The 20,708-nt window shown below is 63.7% G+C and carries 15 protein-coding genes; 3 read left to right on the forward strand and 12 right to left on the reverse strand.

All coding sequences use genetic code 11. The features are described 5' to 3' along the window. Window positions 1-137: 137 nt before the first annotated feature. From M0D68_RS24240 to M0D68_RS24280, 9 genes are all read right to left on the reverse strand, one after another. Window positions 138-2,399, reverse strand: coding sequence for a hypothetical protein (locus M0D68_RS24240; protein ID WP_266225643.1), 2,262 nt, complete (start codon window positions 2,397-2,399; stop codon window positions 138-140). 679 nt (window positions 2,400-3,078) lie between these two features. Continuing rightward, window positions 3,079-3,792 (reverse strand): ABC transporter ATP-binding protein, encoded by a 714-nt coding sequence (locus M0D68_RS24245; RefSeq protein WP_266210420.1) that lies wholly within the window; start codon window positions 3,790-3,792, stop codon window positions 3,079-3,081. Further along, entirely contained in the window at window positions 3,789-4,541 is a 753-nt protein-coding gene (locus tag M0D68_RS24250; protein ID WP_266210419.1) for an ABC transporter ATP-binding protein, read from the reverse strand. The genes M0D68_RS24245 and M0D68_RS24250 overlap by 4 nt, the downstream gene beginning before the upstream one ends. Beyond that, window positions 4,538-5,776, reverse strand: coding sequence for a branched-chain amino acid ABC transporter permease (locus tag M0D68_RS24255; RefSeq protein WP_244864107.1), 1,239 nt, complete (start codon window positions 5,774-5,776; stop codon window positions 4,538-4,540). Before M0D68_RS24255 ends, M0D68_RS24250 begins: the two co-directional genes overlap by 4 nt. Window positions 5,777-5,819: 43 nt before the next feature. Beyond that, a complete protein-coding gene (locus tag M0D68_RS24260) occupies window positions 5,820-6,758 on the reverse strand; it encodes a branched-chain amino acid ABC transporter permease (protein WP_211702302.1) in 939 nt (312 codons plus the stop codon). Between the two features lie 4 nt (window positions 6,759-6,762). Continuing rightward, window positions 6,763-7,212, reverse strand: coding sequence for a thioesterase family protein (locus M0D68_RS24265; protein ID WP_200652452.1), 450 nt, complete (start codon window positions 7,210-7,212; stop codon window positions 6,763-6,765). 3 nt (window positions 7,213-7,215) lie between these two features. Next, the gene (locus tag M0D68_RS24270) at window positions 7,216-7,746 is read right to left on the reverse strand and encodes an NUDIX domain-containing protein (protein ID WP_054036317.1); all 531 of its coding nucleotides are present in this window, start codon (window positions 7,744-7,746) and stop codon (window positions 7,216-7,218) included. A 165-nt stretch (window positions 7,747-7,911) separates the two neighbouring features. Continuing rightward, on the reverse strand, window positions 7,912-8,943 hold the full coding sequence (locus M0D68_RS24275; RefSeq protein WP_054036315.1) for a low specificity L-threonine aldolase: 1,032 nt from the start codon (window positions 8,941-8,943) through the stop codon (window positions 7,912-7,914). 216 nt (window positions 8,944-9,159) lie between these two features. Next, window positions 9,160-10,437, reverse strand: a complete 1,278-nt coding sequence (locus M0D68_RS24280) for a YbfB/YjiJ family MFS transporter (protein WP_200652453.1) — start codon at window positions 10,435-10,437, stop codon at window positions 9,160-9,162. Between the two features lie 119 nt (window positions 10,438-10,556). On the opposite strand from M0D68_RS24280, the gene M0D68_RS24285 reads away from it, so the two are divergent. Beyond that, window positions 10,557-11,468, forward strand: coding sequence for a LysR family transcriptional regulator (locus M0D68_RS24285; protein WP_200618429.1), 912 nt, complete (start codon window positions 10,557-10,559; stop codon window positions 11,466-11,468). A 167-nt stretch (window positions 11,469-11,635) separates the two neighbouring features. Here M0D68_RS24285 and alaS read toward each other — a convergent pair whose 3' ends face one another. Continuing rightward, complete coding sequence (alaS, locus tag M0D68_RS24290) at window positions 11,636-14,260, reverse strand: alanine--tRNA ligase (protein ID WP_266210417.1); 2,625 nt, start codon at window positions 14,258-14,260, stop codon at window positions 11,636-11,638. Window positions 14,261-14,605: 345 nt separating this feature from the next. Here alaS and M0D68_RS24295 point away from each other — a divergent pair, with 345 nt between their 5' ends. Further along, complete coding sequence (locus tag M0D68_RS24295; protein WP_200618428.1) at window positions 14,606-15,826, forward strand: CaiB/BaiF CoA-transferase family protein; 1,221 nt, start codon at window positions 14,606-14,608, stop codon at window positions 15,824-15,826. Between the two features lie 116 nt (window positions 15,827-15,942). Here the strand turns inward: M0D68_RS24295 and M0D68_RS24300 are convergent, their stop codons facing one another. Both M0D68_RS24300 and ggt read right to left on the reverse strand, forming a co-directional pair. Further along, window positions 15,943-16,503 (reverse strand): alpha/beta hydrolase, encoded by a 561-nt coding sequence (locus M0D68_RS24300; protein ID WP_093640265.1) that lies wholly within the window; start codon window positions 16,501-16,503, stop codon window positions 15,943-15,945. A gap of 41 nt (window positions 16,504-16,544) precedes the next feature. Continuing rightward, a complete protein-coding gene (gene ggt / locus M0D68_RS24305; RefSeq protein ID WP_211702293.1) occupies window positions 16,545-18,299 on the reverse strand; it encodes a gamma-glutamyltransferase in 1,755 nt (584 codons plus the stop codon). A gap of 498 nt (window positions 18,300-18,797) precedes the next feature. Here ggt and M0D68_RS24310 point away from each other — a divergent pair, with 498 nt between their 5' ends. Further along, complete coding sequence (locus M0D68_RS24310; RefSeq protein WP_093640271.1) at window positions 18,798-20,507, forward strand: glutamine--tRNA ligase/YqeY domain fusion protein; 1,710 nt, start codon at window positions 18,798-18,800, stop codon at window positions 20,505-20,507. The last annotated feature ends 201 nt before the right edge of the window (window positions 20,508-20,708 follow it).

Below are 20,708 nucleotides of genomic sequence, written 5' to 3' on the forward strand. Positions count from 1 at the left end.
CTACTTTTCTTTGCGGCGGCAAAGAAAAGTAGGTGCCCCCCCGCACAGGGGGAACACTAATAGACCACTAACAAAACAAGGAAAGGCCAAAGCCCCAAGAACACGGCCAATGCCGCCGCAAAAGGCAAAAACCCTAACTATTTCCTAGCAGCCAGATCCACCTCCAATCCCCCATCCCCCCCCATCCTCACAGTCCCCTTAGAAACGTCCCTCCTATACCTATAAAGATCAAACCTCATAACCCCAGGATTAGAACTATCCCGAATGAAAGTCCTGGCATTCGTGACCAACGAATTAAACATCTTCACATCCCCAGACTCGATCCACACAAAACTCTTCGCCGCCCCAACAGGCGGCCTCGCAGCAACAACGGATGCATCCCGCTTGAACTTCAACACCAACCCCTCATCAGTCACCGTCGCACTAGCCAGCCGCCCCTGCAAAACGGGCGGCGGAAACACGGTGTACTGATCGAACACCAGTTCGTTACCCTTCAACGCCACACCCTTGCGCGTAAACGGCGTCAACGACGCCAACGGAATATCCAGCGCCCGCAGCAACCCCGCCTGCGGCACGCCCAACACCTTCACCGAGGTCGGCTCATAGACAAGATGCCGCTCATCCTTAGCCACGATCGTGCCGCTCATCGTCGTCGGCAACCACACGCCAGGAAAGTGATTCCACAACTTGATGCCACCCGTCACTTCCAACTTGCCGTCCACCGGCTTCAGCTGCAAATCGTTCAGCGAACGCGGCTCATAGTCGAGCAGATAGTCGTTGAACAACGCCGCCATCGCGGGCCACGGCTCGACCACTTCGCCGCCAATGATGCGAATGTCGTACTGGTCCGGATCGTCGAGGTCGACCGGTTGACCCGGCTTCTTCGGCACCATCTGCGCATCCAGCGAACGCACATGAAAACCGATTCGACCCGATACGTAGAAGTCCACATTCTCGACGTGAATCAACGGTGCAGGTCCGGACGAGTGCCGCTCGTCGCTGATCGCAGAGCCGGGTGTCGCCATGCTCTGGCCGGCAAATGCCGCCCGCGTGCCGACCGGGATCGCGCGCGCAACCGACGCCGTCCGCAACGTCTGCGGCACGTGTTGCCAGACCTGGCGCGCCTGCGCGAGCGACGCCTGCTGCGCGCGAATGAAACTGTCGTTAAAGCGTGCGCTCGCGCTGCCCATTTGCGTCGGCGCATCTTTCGACGCGCTGGCTAGCGTCGGATATGACGGCAAGTGCACGTCCAGTGCGCCCGCTTCGTCGAAGGTGAAGTAGCCCGCCGCCATCTGGTCGCGGTAGTGATACAGGTCGAGCACGAAGGGCGCGTTCGTATCAAGCGGGGTTAGCGCCATGTCGATGTTCATCGGCATCGAACGCATGAACTTCACGTCGCCGCCCTGCACCAGCATGCCGCGCGGTGGCATCGTCGCGGGCCAGTCGATCTTCGACACCGTGCGGTCGTCGAGCGTGAAGCGCACACCTGCGGCACTGATGCTGATCTGCGTGATGGTCATGCGCAACGCGGGCGGCGGCGTGAGTTTGGCCACCTGCATCACGACGTCGTCGCCGTCGAGACGCGCGATCGGTGTGTCCACTTTCAACAGGTCGGCCATCTTCACGTGCGCGGCCTGCATCAGCTTGTCGGCGCCGACGCCGGCCACTTCGACGTGATCGGCATGGAACACGAGGTCGTCGGCGTTGCGCATCGACAGCGAACCGATCAGCACGATCGGCACCCACGTGTCGCGGTGCATCTCGCCCGTAATGCGCAAGGTGCCGCCGTCTTGCGGCACCACTCGCATATTGCGCAACGGCGAGCCCTGGTACTGGAACAGATAGCGATTGAAGATCGCGGTGAGCTTGGCGTTGTCGAGCGTCACATCGCCGCGGTGGACATTGATCGTCACGCTGGTCGGATCGTCGAACACGATCGGTTGGCCGGCGCGCGCCGGAGTCAGCGTCGCCGCCATGTCGTGAATCATGAAGCCGATGTCCCCAGTCACGCGAAAGTCGACGTCGCGCGCGAACATCAACGAGCCGTCGATGCCGGAATCGCGCAGCGTCAGCGGACGGCTGCGCTTCTCGGTCATGCCGCTCGCGGCCGGCACGCGTGCGGCGACGCGCTGTTCGGCAGCAAGCTGTTTGGCCTTGACGAGTTCAAGCGAGGGGCGCGATGCGGAGGCAGGTTGATCGGTGCTCGCAACGGAGGTGCCGCTCGAAGCAGTAGCGACGCCGTTCGTGGCGTTAGCGGTGGGTCCCGGAGCATCCGGTTGAGATTTTGCCGTCAACAGGCTGTCGTTGTTGCTCACAGCGTTCGCTGCCGCGCTCGTTTGTCTCGACGGTGCGGACGCCGCATCGCCGGTCGTGGAACTCGCGTCGGCGCACGCGGACATCAGCAGTGCAGCCGTCACCAGCGCGGCACTGGCGCCAGCTCGCGTGCGCCACGTTTCTGCGAGCGGCGAGCGCGCCACTCGACGCGACAACATTCTTTGAAGCGGTCGCAGCGCGGGCTCCGCCTGCACGCCGTCAGCCGCTGTTTCGCCCAATGCGTCTGTCTGTTTCATGATGTCTCCTCCTGAGGCCGCGGCGCGTCTTGTGCGCGTCCGGCACGGCATGGTCGGTCGCACATACGTCGGCTTTAAACACCGTGCCGCCGTTGCGCGCCTTTGACCTGATTGTCTTGATTTGTCAGCGCGCTGCCGACAAGATTTCTGGAGGACGCTCACCAAACGATCAAGCGTTTGAATCGCTACGACAAGTCACGGGAAAGCCCCACGCATCAGGCTTGAGCGCGCTGTACGCAAACGGGATTCAAACGGCATTCAGAACGCGATTCGGACGTGGAACGAGGGACGCGTACATTACACAGCGCATGACGCGCATGTCAGGACAACAAAACGGCCGCAGATTCGAATGCGGCGCCGCAATAAAACTGCAGCGGGATGGCTGCCAGGGATGCTTAGGTTCGGCTTCGCGAAACCGGGCTTGGGCGCCCTTTCGGAACTGTCCTTAAGTGAGCTGCAGTGATGCCGGTGAACTAGCGGCTATGCGCGACTCCGCTACGCATCGCGGCTAACCTACACCGAGCCATTCCTGCATAACGTCCGGCCGCTTCACAAACGACGCGAGCGCATCGTCGAAGACAATTTCGCCATGCCCCATCACCGCAACCCTGCTGGCGATGTCTTGCGCAATGACGAGCCGCTGTTCGATCAGCAGCATCGCCACGCCACGATCGCGCAGCATCCGCAGGCACCGCGCGACTTGCTCCATCACCAGGCTAGCCAGCCCTTCGCCGGGTTCGTCGATGACCAGCAGGTCGGGGTCGCCGAGCAATGCCCGGGCGAGCGTCAGCATCTGTTGCTCGCCGCCCGATAACACGCCGGCTCGCGTGCGCTTTCTCTCGCGCAAGACGGGGAACAGTTCGTAGGCGTCGTCAAAGGTGAAGCGCGGGGCACGGCCGCGCGCTTGCGGCGCCACACCGAGTTGCAGATTTTCGTGGACGCTCAGCGTCGGAAAAACGTCGCGATGCTCAGGCACGTACCCGAGTCCCAGGCGAGCGATTTCGAAGGTGCGCAGCCCGCCGAGCGCATGACCGGCAAAACGCAACTCGCCCTCGCTGCGCACGAGGCCCATGATCGCGCGCGCGAGCGTCGAGCGTCCGGAGCCGTTGCGCCCGACCAGCGCCACGACTTCGCCCGCGTCGATCCGCAAGTTGACGCCGTGCAAGGTCTGGCTCGCTCCATACCAGGCGTTCAGCTGTTGAATGTCGAGCAAGGCAGTCATGGGTGGACGCTGTCGCCAAGATACGCGGCGCGCACAACCGCATCCGCGCGAATCGCCGCCGGCGTGCCGGTCGCGATGATCCGGCCTTGTACCAGCACCGAAACGCGGTCGGCAAGGGCAAACACGGCGTCCATGTCGTGCTCGACCATCAGCAGCGTACGGCCTGCAGTGGTCGCGCGAATCAGTTCGATGGCGCGCGCCGCTTCGGCGCGGTTCATCCCCGCAGTCGGCTCGTCGAGCAGCAAGGTGTGCGCGCCGCCTGCAAGCGCAAGGCCGAGGTCGAGCGCGCGTTGCTCGGCATAGCTGAGTGTGCCGGCCTGGATATCTCTGCGCGCACTCAGCCCCACGGCTTCGAGCACCTGCTCGGCGCGCGCATCGACCGTGCGTGAGCCGCTGAAACGCTGCCACCAGCGCGTGCGGTCGCGCTCGGCCAGCATGGCCGCGCAGCGCAGGTTGTCGAATACGCTGAGTCGTGCGAACACGCTGGTGGTCTGAAAGCTGCGCGCGAGGCCCCGGCGCGTGATGGCGGCAGGCGCAAGACGCGTGATCTCCGCGCCGAACAGATCGATGCGCCCGGCGTTCGGGCGCGCGCCGCCGGCAATCAGATTGAATAGCGTCGACTTGCCCGCGCCGTTCGGCCCGATCAATGCATGACGCTCACCGGGCTCGATCGCAAGATCGACACCGCGCAGAATCCGCGTGGCGCCGATGCGCTTTTCGACGCCGTAGACCGCGAGGGCCGGGATCATCGCGCGTCTCCGGTGATCGGCGTGGCGCTGGCGCGCCCGGCAAGACGTGCTTGCGCGCGATGTGCATAGTGCGCGGCAAGTGCGCCTGGCGCGGCCAACATGCACACCACGACGCCGAGCCAGAGATGCGGCGAGGCCGGCTCCAGCGGCACGCCGATAACGCTGAACGCCGCGCCATCGGCAGCGCCGAATTGCACGGCATACGCCCACTGCACCGCGAGCACGACGGCCAGCGTCCATAGCACCGCCGAAGCCGCGCCCCATAGATACGCCTTGCCGCACACGCGCCAACCGTAAGCAGCGACGCGTGCCGTGTGCCGCTGCATGAAGCCCGCCAGTCCATCCGGCGAAGCCACCACGATCACGATAAAGAACAGGCCCAGATAGAACAGCCACGCCCGCGTCACGCTCGCCACCGCGACGCTGAAAAACGTCAGCACGATCGCCCCCGCGACCGGTCCGAAAAACGCACCTGTGCCGCCGATCACCGTCGCGATCAGCACGGCGCCCGAGCGCATCATGCCGACGCTTTCCGTCGACACCAGTTCGACATTGATCAGCCCCAGGGTGCCTGCGATGCCCGCAAAAAAAGCCGACATCACCACCACGCCGTAGCGGATGCGGCGCGGATAGCAGCCGATCGCGGCAGCGCGCGCCGGGTTGTCGCGCACGGCGTTGGCGAGCCGCATGAACGGTGTGCGCGACAACGCGAACATCGCGACGCTCGCTAGCACGCACCACAGCGCGATCAGCGCATAGGCCTCGCGCGCCGGGCCGAAACTCCAGCTTGCGAGCATCGGTCCACTCGCGCGATCGATCGGCACGCCCGCCTCGCCGCCGAACCAGTCGGGCAGCGTCCACGCGGCCGCAGCGACGAGTTCGCCGATGCCGAGCGTGATCATCGCGAAGGCCGTCCCTGCACGCCGCGTCGACACGAAACCGAACAGCACGCCGCACAATGCGCCGCCGATGCCGCCGATCAATGGCAACAGCACCAACGGCGCACCGATGCGATTGAATACTTGCGCCGCGATGAGTGCGCCGAGGCCGGAATAAGCGGCATGACCGAAAGAAAGCAAACCCGTTTCGCCAAGCAGCAAGTTATACGAGAGCGCGAATACGATCATCGTCGCGGTTTGCGCGAGATAGGCGAGGAGCCAGCTTTGCGGCCAGACAAAAGGCGGCACGGCGAGGAACAAAACAAGCGCGAGCCACGGCGCGAATCTGTGCAACATCGAGCGCGGCTTGACTGCCGGCACAACAAACTTCTCGGGCGGCTCACGCATGATCGTCATGCCGTCCGAACAGTCCACGCGGGCGCAGCGCCAGCATGGCGACTAGCAGCAGATAGGGAATCAAAGGGGCGAGTTGCGCCAGCGTCAGCGTGTCCCATGCGTCCGGCAGCACGCCTCCGAATACGGCTGTGAGATCGCCCAGCGAAACGTCGCTCGCTACCGCGAAGGTCTGCACGCAACCGACGATCAGCGATGCCGCCAGCGCCCCGCTCAACGAGCCGAGGCCGCCGATCACGACCACCACGAAGACGATCGAGCCGAGCGACTCCGCCATCGACGGTTCGATCACGAAGAGCGGCGCGCCGATCACGCCGGCCAGTGCGGCGAGCGCCGTGCCCGCCGCGAACACGCCGGTGAACACGCGCGGCACGTTGTGGCCAAGCGCCTCGACAGCGCTCGCATGCGTCAACGCGGCACGAACGATCAGCCCCGCCTTCGATACGCGCAACACCGCGTAGAGCACCGCCAGCATCGCCAGCGACACCGCCATCATGAAGGCCCGATAGCGTGCAAAAGCGGCGCCGTAGAGGGTGAACAACGGTCCGTCGAGCACGGCCGGAACAGTCGCGCTAAGCGGACTCAAGCCCCAGCCAAGCTTGACCAGCTCACCGAGCAGATACGCTGCGCCGAAAGTCAGCAGCAACTCGGGGAGATGACCGTGCACACGCACGCGGCGCAACAGCCAGCGCTCCAACGCCGCACCGATCAGGCCGACGATCAGCGGAGCGATTACGAGCGCACTCCAGAAACCCGCATGCGCCGCCACCGAAAAACCGACGTACGCGCCGAGCATGTAGAAGCTCGCGTGCGCGAAATTCAGCACGCCGAGCATGCTGAAAATCAGCGTCAAACCCGCCGACAGCATGAACAGCAGCAGGCCGTAGCTGACACCGTTCAGCAGATTGATGACGAACGACTGCACGCGCCTATTCCGCCTGCACAGCGACGGTCAGCGGTTCGAGCGCCGCGCGCAAATCGGCGGGCAAGCTCACCGGGCGACGCGTGACGCGATCCACATACACGTGCACGAAATGCCCTTGGGCGACGGGTTGATCTTCGCCCGCCTTGAAGAGGCCCACCTCGTAGCGCACGCTCGAGGTGCCGAGCCGCACGACCCGCAAGCCCGCTTCGACGTGTTCGGGAAACACCAGCGGCGCGAAGTAATTGCAATGCGTCTCGACCACGAGGCCGATCGTCGCGCCATGCTCGAAATCGAGCACGCCGGCGCGGATCAAATACTCGTTCACCACCGTGTCGAAGTAGCTGTAATAGACGACATTGTTGACGTGGCCATAGACGTCGTTATCCATCCAGCGCGTGGTGATCGGCAGAAAATGCGGGTAGGCGCTGCGCGTGGCCGGTGCGGGTTTGTTCATCGCTTACTGCCCCGGTTTTTCGACAAACTCGAACGGCAAGCCGCGCCGCCGCATCCATTCGCCGAGCGCCTGACCAGTACCCGCACGCCATGGACGCAATTTGGCCGGCTCGACCAGCCGGTATTCGAGCAATTCCGGCGACAGCGCGACCGTGCCGTATGCCTTCACGTGATACGCGATGATCAGTTCGTTTTTGCGAATGAATTCGTACACGCCGATCAATTCGACCGTCTCCGCGTGCAGCGAGGTTTCTTCCAGCACTTCGCGGGCAATGCCCTCTTCCGGCGTCTCGCCGTTTTCCAGAAAGCCGGTGATCAGCGCGAACATGCCTTCCGGCCAGGCGGCGTTGCGCGCGAGCAGGATCTTGCCCTCGTACTCGACGATCGCGGCCACCACGGGCAGCGGATTGTTCCAATGGACGTAGCCGCATTCCGTATCAGGGCAGATCTGGCGGATCCGGCCGCCTTCGTGTTCGGCATCGGCGCGCTCGATCAAAGGCGTAGCGCAGCGCGGACAAAATCGATGTTCGGTCATGGCGAGTGGGTCGTCTCTTATGGTTTCTGTGCAGCGTTGTTCAGTGTTGAATGTCGTGCTGCGGCGGGTTCAGCAACTCTTGCGCGATGCTGTTTGTACGCCTGGTTCCAGCTTCCGGTTCAAGCTCACGATGCCAGGCTGCTCGCACGCGCGGTCATTGCGGTTTCAGGCCAGGCACAAATCGCGTACTTCCGCGGCGAAACGCTCGACGGTTTCCGGCTGCGTGTCCCAGGCGCACATCAGCCGGCAACCGCCCGCGCCGATGAACTCGTAGAACTTCCAGCCGCGCGCACGCATTGCCTTGGCGGCCTGCGCCGGCAATTGCGCAAAGACCGCGTTCGATTCTCGCGGAAACATGATGCTCACACCGGGAATTTCCTGCAAACGCGTTTCCAGCAAGGCCGCCATTGCATTCGCATGACGCCCATTGCGCAGCCAGACGTCGTTATCCAGCAGTCCGAGCCACGGCGCGGAGATGAAACGCATTTTCGAGGCGAGTTGGCCGGCCTGCTTCAGACGGTAGGCGAAATCGTCGGCGAGCGAGCGGTCGAAGAACACCACGGCCTCACCGACCGGCAAACCGTTCTTGGTCCCGCCGAAGCACAGCACGTCGACGCCCGCGCGCCACGTGATCTCGGACGGATGCACGTCGAGCGCCGCGACCGCGTTCGCAAAGCGCGCGCCGTCCATATGCACTTTCAGATGACGCCGCTTGGCGATGGCCGCGATCGCGCGCACTTCCTCGACGGTGTAGACGGTGCCTACTTCCGTCGATTGGGTCAGCGTGACGACCTTCGGCTTCGGGTAATGAATATCGGCGCGGCGCGTGACGACCGCTTCGATCGCATCCGGCGTGAGCTTGCCGCCGACGCCCGGCGCGGTCAGCAGCTTCGAGCCGCCGGAGAAGAATTCCGGGCCGCCGCATTCATCGGTTTCGATGTGCGCGAGTTCGTGACAGATCACCGAGTGATACGACTGGCACAGCGACGCCAGCGCCAGCGAATTGGCGGCCGTGCCGTTGAACACGAAAAACACTTCGCAATCGGTCTGGAACAGATCCCGCAGACGGTCGCAAACCTGGTTGGTCCAGGAGTCGTCGCCGTAAGCGGGTTCGTGGCCGCTGTTGTTGGCGGCGATCAGCGCGTTGAGCGCTTCGGGACAGATGCCGGCGTAGTTGTCGGACGCGAAATGTTGCATGGCTGGCGACGCGCCCGGCGACGGGCGCGCTGAGATGACGGGAAAGCCGTCATTTTAGTGCGCCGGGGAGTTATTTGTTTTTTGGCCGGGAATTGGCCACACGGGCGGTTCAACGGGCCCATACGTTCCTCGCAAGGCGGGGGACGAACTTGCGTTGCTGGCGCTTGCGCTTGCCGGATCAGTTGACGCCAAGGCATGCGCCAACCGGAAAGACCGTTAGTTGCAGCCGCAATCGGGCATGCGGCCACGGCCTCGCGGCATGTGCGCCACGACGATCAGGCCGACCGCGCCCAACAGCAGCGTCCCCGCCGCCAGCCACAAGGCCGGTGAAAAAGACCCCGTGTGCTCGGCGATCGGCGCGGCCACCAGCGGGCCGACGATCTGGCCGACGCCATAAGCTGCCGTCGCATAGCCCATCAGGCCGGCGGCTTCGTCGCCAAGCAGACGCCGCGCCTCACGCATCGCGAACAGGGTGATGGCCGTAAATGGCAACCCGATCAGGATGCTGCCGAGCGAGAAACCGCCCGCCGTGGGCCAGACGATGCCGAGCGCAATGCCGGCGGCTTGCAGCACATAGCAACCGGCGAGCAGCGTGCGATTGTCCCAATGCACCGGCAGGCGCGCCGCGAGCAGTGCACCGACGATCAGGGCCGCGCCGAACATCGGCCAGAACAGATCGGGCCAGGACGAACCCGGCAGCGCATGGCGCGCGATCACCGGCAGGAACGTCGCGGTGATGATGTAGCCGAAGCCGGGCACGCCGTAGAGCAGGATCAGCCAGAAGGCGTCAGCGCGGTGCCAGGCGTGGTTTGTAGAGGCGCGCTGACCTGCGGGCGAGGCTCGCCGAGTGGCAGTGGTTGCCGGGCCTGTGGCGCGCGTCGCGTCTCCTGGGGCGGTCCGGAACACGGGCCAAACCAGGATCGAAAGCACCGCCCCGATGAGTCCGAAACCGATCCAACCGACCGTCGCGCCATAGCCGCCCGCAGCGCTGACCAGCAGACCCGTTCCGACAATGCCCATGCCCGGGCCCGTATAGATCACCCCTCCCCACCCATGCGCGCCGAGTTCGGCGAGGCGCCGCAAGCCCCACTGCGAGGCGAACACGAAGGTCCAGGCGCTGACCGCGCCGGCGACGAAGCGCACGACGGCCCATACCCAGAATTGGCTTGTTACGCCCATCGCCAGCGTCAGCAGGACCGTTGCGACAAGCCCCACGCGCACCATGCGCGCCGGCTCGACCCGCAGCGCCGCACAGGTGATCGCGCCGACGAAATAGCCTGCGTAGTTGGCCGATGCGAGCCAGCCGCCGTGCTGGATATCGATCTGCGGCTGCCCGAGCGCGCTGCCGTGAAGCATCAGCGGCAGGAGCGGCGTGAACGCAAAACGGCCGATACCGAGCACCACGGCCAAGGTAATCATGCAGGCAAGCGCCGCGCGGCGGGCGGCGTGACGTTCGGTCGCGGTGTCTTGCGCGCTGGAAGCGAGATCGATCATGAGCATCACGGATAGTGGAAGCGGGCCGGCAGTCGCCGGTTTGTTCAATCCATATTAGCTTGACCTTTCAATCACGAAAAATGAATAATTAGGATATCAACCATCGCCAGGAGAGAATCGTGGATCTGGCCGCCTTGACCATTTTTCGTGCTGTCGTGCGGGAAAACGGCGTGACGCGCGCCGCTGCCAAGCTCAATCGCGTGCAATCGAACGTCACGACGCGCATCAAGCAACTCGAGGAGCAGCTGGGCACCGACCTGTTCATCCGTGACGGGCGGCGCCTTGTTCTGACCCCGGCGGGCGAGACACTGCTGCCCTACGCGGAGCGTTTGCTCGCGCTCGCCGACGAGGCGCGCCATGCCGTGCGCGAAGATCGGCCGAGTGGACGCCTGCGTTTGGGCACGATGGAAAGCGTCGCGGCAACGCGTCTGCCCGGATTGCTCGCGAGTTATCACCAGCGGTGGCCGGATGTCGCACTGGAGCTCGAAACCGGTACGACCGGCAAGCTGATTGAGCGGGTCCGCGAATTCGAAGTGGATGCAGCGCTGGTGGCGACGCCGCAGGATCCTGCCGCGCTCGGAGAATTGTTCGAGACGGTGCCGGTTTTTCGCGAAGAGTTGGTGATGCTGTCGCCGCGAGGCCATCGGCCGATTCGCGAAGTACGGGATATTGCTTTATCGACGCTGATTGCGTTCGAACGCGGCTGCGCTTACCGCGCGTATATCGAGAAGTGGTATCTGGAGCATGGCGTGAGGCCGGCTCGCGTTCTGGAGCTCGGTTCGTATCATGCGATCGTGGCTTGTGTCGCCGCCGGCGCGGGGGTGGCCGTGGCGCCGCGATCCGTGCTCAATCTGCAAACGGATGCGAGCAATATCGCGGTTCATGAGCTTCCGGATATTGGCGTGATCGAGACACTGCTCGTCTGGCGACGAGGGCATTTTTCGTCCGCGCTCAATGCGCTGCGGCAAACGCTTGTGTCGGCGGAGGATACGGTGGAGTTGCCTGCCACTACACCGGTAGGCGTTGCTTGAATTTTTACTTGATGCTTTGTCTGCGTGGCTGGGAACGCTAACCGCCAACGCTATCGGCAAGGTTGATGCGCGGCAAGACACGCTACGACACGCCAAGGCCAGAAACAACTTGGGCCACGTGGGACGCCAAAACCACCAGCGTCCCGCATGGCCCAATCAAACTCAAATCAAAGCCGGGCTTCGACCCAACCCTTCACGCCTGCCAGCGCCGCCGGCAGATTCGCCGGTTCGGTGCCACCCGCTTGCGCCATATCCGGCCGCCCGCCGCCCTTGCCGCCGACTTGCTGGGCAACGAAGTTGACCAGTTCACCAGCCTTGACCTTCTTGCTGGCGTCCGCCGTCACACCGGCGATCAGGCTCACCTTGCCGCCCTCGACCGAGGCCAGCACGATCGCCGCGCTCTTCAGCTTGTCCTTCAGCTTGTCGACCGTCTCGCGCAACGTTTTCACGTCCGCGCCCTCGAGCGTTGCAGCCAGCACATGCACGCCGGCCACTTCGATTGCCTGACCGGCAAGCTCATCGCCCTGGCTCGAAGCCATCTTCGACTTCAATGCGCTCAGTTCCTTCTCCAGCGACTTCACCTGGTCCTGCACCTGCACGATCCGCTGCGTCAATTCCGACGGCTGCGCCTTCAACACGGCCGCTGCCGCATTGATCCGCGCGTCGAGATCCTGCACGAAGCGCACAGCGTTGTCGCCCGTGATCGCTTCCACGCGACGGATACCTGCAGCCACGCCGCCTTCCATGACGATCTTGAAGAGTCCGATGTCGCCCGTGCGATGTACGTGCGTACCGCCGCACAACTCGCGCGAAAAGCCGAGGTCGAGCACACGTACTTCGTCGCCGTATTTTTCGCCGAACAGCGCCATCGCGCCGCCCTTCACCGCTTCGTCGAACGGCATCACGCGCACGATACCCGGCGCGTTCGCCAGCACTTCCGCGTTGACGATCGCTTCGACCTGACGGATCTGTTCGTCAGTCATCGGCGCGTTGTGTGCGAAGTCGAAACGGGTTTTGTCCGCATCGACCAGCGAACCCTTCTGCTGCACGTGCGAACCGAGTACTTCGCGCAGCGCCTTGTGCATCAGGTGGGTGGCCGAGTGGTTGCGCTCGGTGCGGGCGCGACGCACCGCATCGATTTCCGCCTTCACGACGTCGCCGACTTTCAGCGTGCCCTGCTCGAGGGTGCCGTGATGGCCGACCACGTCCGCCTGTACCTTCAGCGTATCGGCTACCGCAAAGCGCACGCTCGCGTTAGCCAGCACGCCCTGGTCGCCGACCTGACCACCCGACTCCGCGTAGAACGGCGTGTGGTCGAGCACCACGACCGCCTGCTGGCCGTGATTCACTTCCTTGACCGACGCGCCGTCGACATACAGCGCGATCACTTTCGCGTCGTCGAAGATGATTTCTTCGTAGCCGTGGAACGTGGTTTTCGCGCCCGAGTATTCAAGGCCCTGCGCCATCTTGAACTTGCCCGCCGCGCGCGCCTGTTCGCGCTGACGCGCCATGGCTTCGTCGAAGGCGGCTTCGTCGACCGTCACTTCGCGCTCGCGGCAGACGTCTGCCGTCAGATCGAGCGGGAAGCCGTAGGTGTCGTGCAGCTTGAACGCGAGTTCGCCGTCGAGCGTCTTGCCGCCCTTGGCTTCCAGATCGGCCAGCGCGCTTTCGAGAATCGACATGCCGTGCTCGATAGTCTCGAAGAAGCGCTCTTCTTCCTGACGCAGCACGTCGGTCACGCGTTGCTCGGCTTCCTTCAGTTCCGGATAGGCGCCGCCCATTTGCGCGACGAGGTCCGGCACCATGCGGTGGAAGAACGAACCCTTCTTGCCCAGCTTGTAGCCGTGGCGGATCGCGCGGCGCACGATACGGCGCAGCACGTAGCCGCGGCCTTCGTTGCCCGGAATCACACCGTCGACGATCAGGAACGAGCAGGCGCGGATGTGATCGGCGATCACCTTCAGCGAGTTGTTCGTCAGATCGGTCACGCCGGTTTCGCGGCCCGCGGCCTTGATGAGCGCCTGGAACAGGTCGATCTCGTAGTTGCTATGCACGTGCTGCAAAACAGCGGCGATACGCTCGAGACCCATGCCCGTGTCGACGCACTGCTTGGGCAGCGGCGTCATGTTGCCTTGAGCGTCGCGGCTGAATTGCATGAACACGAGATTCCAGATCTCGATGTAGCGGTCGCCGTCTTCCTCAGGCGATCCCGGCGGGCCACCCCAGATTTCCGGGCCGTGGTCGTAGAAGATTTCCGAGCAAGGGCCGCACGGCCCGACGTCGGCCATCTGCCAGAAGTTGTCAGACGCGTAGCGCGCGCCTTTGTTGTCGCCGATGCGGATGATGCGCTCGACCGGTACGCCGACTTCCTTCGCCCAGATGTCGTGCGCTTCGTCGTCTTCGTGATAGACGGTGACCCACAGCTTGTCTTTCGGCAACTGGTACACGCCGGTCAGCAATTCCCACGCGTAGTGGATCGCGTCGCGCTTGAAGTAGTCGCCGAACGAGAAGTTGCCCAGCATTTCGAAGAACGTGTGGTGACGCGCGGTGTAACCGACGTTTTCCAGATCGTTGTGCTTGCCGCCGGCGCGCACGCTGCGCTGCGCAGTTGTGGCGCGCGCATATGGACGCGATTCCGCGCCGAGGAACACATCTTTGAACTGCACCATTCCCGAATTGGTGAAGAGCAGTGTCGGGTCGTTGCCGGGCACAAGGCTCGACGAGCGAACGATCGTATGGCCCTTCGATTCGAAGAACTTGAGGAATTTCTCGCGGATTTCGGCGGCTTTCATAGCGTGCGGGGGACGGGTTTGCCAGTTCCCTGGCTGTTACCGGCGGCATCATGGGGATGCGCCAACTGTTTGTTTCTTAAACGACTGATTATACGGGATCGGGGCCCGTGCGCGGCGACGGCCCTGTCCCGCCTTGATCCCGATAGCCATTCGGCCAGGTTTGGCCGGGTAGCGAGTGACATGTCAAGACGCGCCGCGCGTCCTATGCCGTTCGGCCGAGTGCGCCTGCGCACGGGAATCGCTTAAGATTGCCCCCATCCGCGGCGCCACGCGCGCCGCTTTGGCATGGGACCGGAGTAAGCGCTAAAGCGCTAACTCCGGTCGACAAAGGAGACATTGAAGAATATGGGCGCTCTCAGTCATATCCGCGTGCTGGACCTCACACGCGTGCTCGCCGGGCCTTGGTGCGCGCAGACGCTTGCCGATTTCGGCGCCGACGTGATCAAGATCGAACGGCCCGAAGTCGGCGACGACACGCGCCACTGGGGGCCGCCGTACCTGAAAACGCCGGAAGGCGCCGACACACGCGAGGCCGCCTATTACCTCGCGGCCAATCGCAACAAGCGCTCGGTCACCGTCGACATCGCTTCGCCCGAAGGCCAGCGGATCATCCGCGAACTGGCCGCGCAAAGCGACGTGGTGCTGGAGAACTACAAGGTCGGGCAGTTGAAGAAGTACGGCCTCGATTACGCGTCGCTGAAGGAAGTAAAGCCCGATCTGATCTACTGCTCGGTGACCGGCTTCGGGCAGACCGGCCCGTATGCGCAGCGCGCCGGCTACGACTTCATCGTGCAAGGCATCGGCGGCTTCATGAGCATCACCGGCGAGCGCGACGGCCAGCCGGGCGGTGGTCCGCAAAAGGCCGGCGTCGCGATCGCCGATCTGATGACCGGCATGTATTCGACCATCGCCGTGCTCACGGCGCTCACGCATCGCGACCGCACGGGCGAAGGTCAATACATCGACATGGCGCTGCTCGACGTGCAGGTGGCCATGCTGGCCAACATGAATTCGAATTACCTGGCGAGCGGCCAGCCGCCCGTGCGCTGGGGCAATGCGCATCCGAACATCGTCCCCTATCAGACCTTCCAGACGAGCGACGGCTGGATCATCGTCGCGGTCGGCAACGACGGCCAGTTCCGCAAGTTCGTCGAGGCGGGCGGACGCCCCGAACTCGCCATTGACGAGCAATTCGCGACCAATCCGGCGCGCGTGCGCAACCGCGACATCCTCGTGCCGATTCTGGCCGACATGGTGCGTCTGCAGGGCAAACAACAATGGATTGCCGCCCTGGAAGCAGCCGGCGTACCGTGCGGACCGATCAACGATCTGGGCGAAGTGTTCGAGAACGAGCAGGTGGTGGCGCGCGGGCTGCAGGTCGATCTGCCGCATCCGTCGGGCGGCACGGTCAAACTGGTGCGCAATCCGATCAATATGAGCGGCACGCCGCCCGAAGCGCTGTCCCATCCGCCGACGCTCGGCGAGCACACCGACAGCATCCTGCGCGATGTGCTCGGCTATGACGAGGCACGGATTGCGGCGTTGCGGGACCAGTCGGTGATTTGAGGCCGGCTGCGTTGTGGGCGAGTGGTCTGGCGGTCGGCTGAGGCGGTGGCAGTTTTCAGCGGAGCTGGCGATGGTGGCCAGCTCACTCGCCGCTCGAATCTCAGCAAATCAGGCGATCACCGCTGCTCGCCTAACGAAGCCAGCCAGCGCCGCCCCTCTTCCCAATCGCCGAGGCCGCTGTCGGCATTGATGTGGCCGCGCGGCCCGATGTCGATCCAGCGGCTGCCCCACGCGCTCGCACACGTCTGCGAAAACGGCACGCCGCCGTATGGATCGTCGCTGCTCGACACGACGATGCTCGCGAACGGCAGGCGCACAAGAGGCACCGGTGCAAAGCCGCTGGCGTCCTGCGGAAAATGTGCCCCGGAGGGATCGGGCACGGCCACCAGTAATGCACCGGCCACTTTGGCCAACTGCTCAGTGCTCGCGTACTGCGACGCCCAGAAAGCGGTCGCGAGGCAGCCCAGGCTGTGCGCGGCGAACACCACCGGCGATTCGGCTGCGGCCACTGCGGCGTCGAGCGTGCGGCACCACGCGTCGCGCGTCGGATGGTCCCAGTCGGGCATCTGCCCGCGCGCGAAGGCGGGATCGAGTGCTTCCCAAAGCGTCTGCCAGTGGCCCGTGCCGGAATTCTGATAGCCTGGCAGCACAAGTACGTTTAGTTTTTGTCCGCTCATTGCGTTCCCCGTCGCAGTTCGTTTTTCAAGTTCGCTTTCACTCAATGCATCACACGACCCACACCCACGCCGCGCGGATCAGCCGCCGGCTCAGGCGTCGTCCCTTCAACGCGAATCATCTGCACATCACCGTTAAACGACTGCCCTTCCAGCGCGTAGCCTCTGGCTTTTAGCTGATCTGCCAACTCGCCCGTGATCGGATGATACGGCTCGAAATAGATCGTCTTAGGCGGCAACAACTGATGATGGAACCGCATCGCAGCCAAAGCGTCGGCAGGCGCCATGTTGAAATCGTACAGGTTAGTCATGACCTGGAAGATCGACGTCAGGATTCGCGAGCCCCCCGGCGTGCCGATCACGAGCGACACCTTGTTGTCCTTCAACAGGATGGTCGGCGTCATCGACGAAAGCGGCCGGCGTCCCGGAGCCACCGTGTTCAGATCGTCAGCCGTTGCGCCGGGCGTGCCGGCGGCAGCCGGTTTGGTGACGAAGTCGTCCATCGCGTCATTGAGCAGGAAGCCGCCGCCGTCCACCACCACGCCGGAACCGAAATCCCCGTTCAGCGTGTAGGTGTTCGACACGGCGTTACCCCACTTGTCGACCACCGAAAAATGCGTGGTTTGCGCTTTCTCCGGCATCACGTCGCCGAGGCCGCCTTTAACGGGCGTGGCGCCCGGCACTTCGTCGGGTTTCACTTCATCGGCGCGTTGCGCGAGGTAGGCGTCGCTGGTCAGTTTGTCGACCGGCACCTTGTACGAATCGGGGTCGCCAATGTATTGCTGGCGGTCAGCGAACACGCGGTCTTCGATCTGCGCGATCAGATGGATATACGGCTCGGAGTTCAACTCAAGGCCTTCGAACGCCGGCTTCAGATCTGCCTTCATCTTCAGCATCTGGATCAGCCCGACGCCGCCCGAACTCGGCGGCGGCGCGGTCACGACCTGGTAGCCGTTCCAGTCGGCGGTGAGCGGCTGACGCCAGACAGCCTTGTATTGAACCAGGTCCGGCTTCGTGACCAGACCGTGGCCGTACATCTGCTGCGCGATCAGATCCGCGGTGCGGCCTTCGTAGAACTCACGACCGCCGTCGCTGGCAATGCGCGAGAGGGTTTGCGCGAGTTCCGGCTGGCGATACATCACGCCCGCCTTCAGGTTCGAGAAGTAGGCGTCGAAATTGGTCTTGCCGGCGAAACTCTTCGCCGCCGCGTCGTGACGCTGCTGCAACCCCTGGTCGACCTGGAAGCCGTCGGTGGCGTAACGGATCGCGGGCGCCAGCACCTGCTTCCATTTCAGCTTGCCGAAGCGCTGCTGCGCTTCCCACATACCCTCGACGGTGCCCGGCACGCCCACCGCGCGATGGCCGACGAGGCTCATACCCGGCACGAGGTTGCCTTTATCGTCGATGTACATATCGCGGGTCGCCTGTTGCGGCGCGCGCTCGCGGTAATCGAGAAAATACGGCTTGCCGTCCATGAACAGGGTCATAAACCCGCCGCCGCCGATATTGCCCGCGTCCGGACAGGTCACGGCCAGCGTGAAGGCGATCGCCACCGCGGCGTCCACGGCGTTGCCGCCGGCGGCGAAGATCTGCTGGGCGGTGTCGGCGCTGTAGCGATCCGGCACGGCCACCGCCGACGCGTCCAGCACGGCCTTTGGCGGCGGCGTTTTCGCGAGCGCGGGGGCCGGCGCGACGACGCTGCCGGCGAGCGCGGCGAACACGGCCGTAGCCGTCACGATCCGTGCGAAAGACAAAGGGGCAAAAGGCGCGCGAGGCGCGTCATGTGACGGGACGGACATCCGAGAAACTCCGGGAACTAGGAGCGCCATGTTGCACGAACGAAAAGCGTCCATGCCAGGGCGGCTCAATGGGTGAGGCGGCCTGCACACCCGGCAGCACTGCGCTCGGCGCTACACGGCGGGTACAGGCAGCGCAATCCGAAATGGCTTGAACGGGGGCGCGGGTGTGCGGCGAGGCTGTCTGGTTTGCGCCGCACGGGCGCAAAGTGGCGCCGGGGGAAAAATCCGTGGGCGAACATCGTGTTGCCCGTGCGCGGCGCGTGGAGAGTGCGCCGCCCGCATCGTAAGTCGCCATGGACCGCGCAAACAAAACGTTTTACCTCCTGTTACAGCACATTAAACGCAGCTTGCAGGATCTCGTCCTGCCCCCAAAAACCGCCCGAAACCGCTCAAACGTTGGCTGCGCGCCGCACTCGCCTGCCGCGAGCGAACGCGTCAGGTAGAATTGACGGATAAGTGGGCGCATTGCGCGTCCCCGACAGACTTTCACCTTCTCGCATGAATACCGAACGCAACGACGCGCCAGCGGCATCCAATTTCATCCGCAACATCATTGACGAAGACAACCGCACCGGCAAGTGGGAGCAGCGCGTCGAAACGCGCTTTCCGCCCGAGCCGAACGGCTACCTGCACATCGGTCACGCCAAGAGCATCTGCCTGAACTTCGGCGTGGCGCGCAGCTACGGCGGCGTGTGCCATCTGCGCTTCGACGATACGAATCCGGAAAAGGAAAGCGTCGAGTACGTCGACTCGATCATCGATTCCGTCCGCTGGCTCGGTTTCGAGTGGGAAAAAGGCGGCAAGGAACAGCTCTACTTCGCGAGCGACTACTACGACAAACTGTACGAATTCGCCGAACTGCTGATCGAACGCGGCAAGGCCTACGTGGACAGCCAGTCGGCCGAAGAAATGCGCGCGAACCGCGGCTCGGCTTCCGAAGTCGGTACGCCGTCGCGCTTCCGCGACCGTTCGGTGCAGGAAAACCTCGACCTGTTCCGCCGCATGAAAGCCGGCGAGTTCAAGGAAGGCGAGCACGTGCTGCGCGCGAAGATCGACATGTCGTCGCCGAACTTCAACATGCGCGACCCGGTCATCTACCGCATCCGCTTCGCGCATCATTACCGCACCGGCGACACATGGTGCGTGTACCCGATGTACGACTACACGCACTGCATCTCGGACGCGCTGGAAAACATCACGCATTCGCTGTGCACGCTCGAATTCGAAGACCACCGTCCGCTGTACGACTGGATTCTGAACGAGCTGGCCGAAGCTGGAATCTTCACACGCCCGCTGCCGCAACAAATCGAGTTTTCGCGCCTGAACCTGACCTATGCGATCACCAGCAAGCGCAAGCTGCTGCAACTGGTGACCGAAGGCCATGTCGAGGGCTGGGACGATCCGCGCATGCCGACCATCGTCGGTGTGCGCCGCCGCGGTTTCACGCCGGAAGCGATCCAGTTGTTCTGCGAGCGCATCGGCGTCACCAAGGTCGATTCGTGGATCGACATGAGCGTGTTCGAAGGCGCGCTGCGCGACGATCTGGACGACAAGGCGCCGCGCACTGCTGCCGTGCTCGATCCGGTCAAGCTGATCATCGACAACTTCCCTGAAGGCGTGACCGAGCCGTGCAATGCGCCGGTCCATCCGCATCACCCGGAAATGGGGGTTCGAGAATTCCCGATCTCGCGCGAACTGTGGATCGAACGCGAGGACTTCACCGAAACGCCGCCGAAGGGCTACTTCCGCCTGTTCCCGGGCAACAAGGTGCGCCTGCGCTACGGCTATGTGATCGAATGCATCGGCGCGGACAAGGACGAGAACGGCAACATCGTCGCAGTCCACTGCAACTACTTCCCGGACAGCAAATCGGGCACGGAAGGCGCGAACACCTATAAGGTCAAGGGCAACATTCACTGGGTCAGCGCAGCAGGCGCAGTTCCGGCCGAAGTGCGCATCTACGACCGCCTGTTCAAGGAACCGCAACCGGACGCCGGCGGCCGTGACTTCCTCGAAGCGCTGAATCCGGATTCGAAGCGCGTGGTCAACGCCTACCTGGAACCGGGCGCGCGCGCCGCGCTGCCGGAACAGCGCTATCAATTCGAGCGCCACGGCTATTTCGTCGCCGACCGCGTCGATTCGAAACCGGGCAAACCCGTATTCAATCGCATCGTCAGCTTGCGCGACAGTTGGGGCAAGCCGGCGTAAGCTGGAGCCACTACAGCGCGAAGCGCATCTGACGTTGCCTGGCCGACGTCAATTACGGCGTGCATTTCGCAAGCGGGATGCACGCCGTTTTCGTTGCATCATGTTCCATCGACAGTGACAGCGCGGCATCCGTGCACGTGCGAGTCCAGGAGACCCGATGAAAGTTGCAGCCCGTCGCGGGGTAAGTGCATGGGACACTGC

The sequence above is a fragment of the Paraburkholderia sp. SEWSISQ10-3 4 genome, assembly GCF_030464785.1.
In the GTDB taxonomy this organism is placed as follows: Bacteria; Pseudomonadota; Gammaproteobacteria; order Burkholderiales; family Burkholderiaceae; genus Paraburkholderia; species Paraburkholderia aspalathi.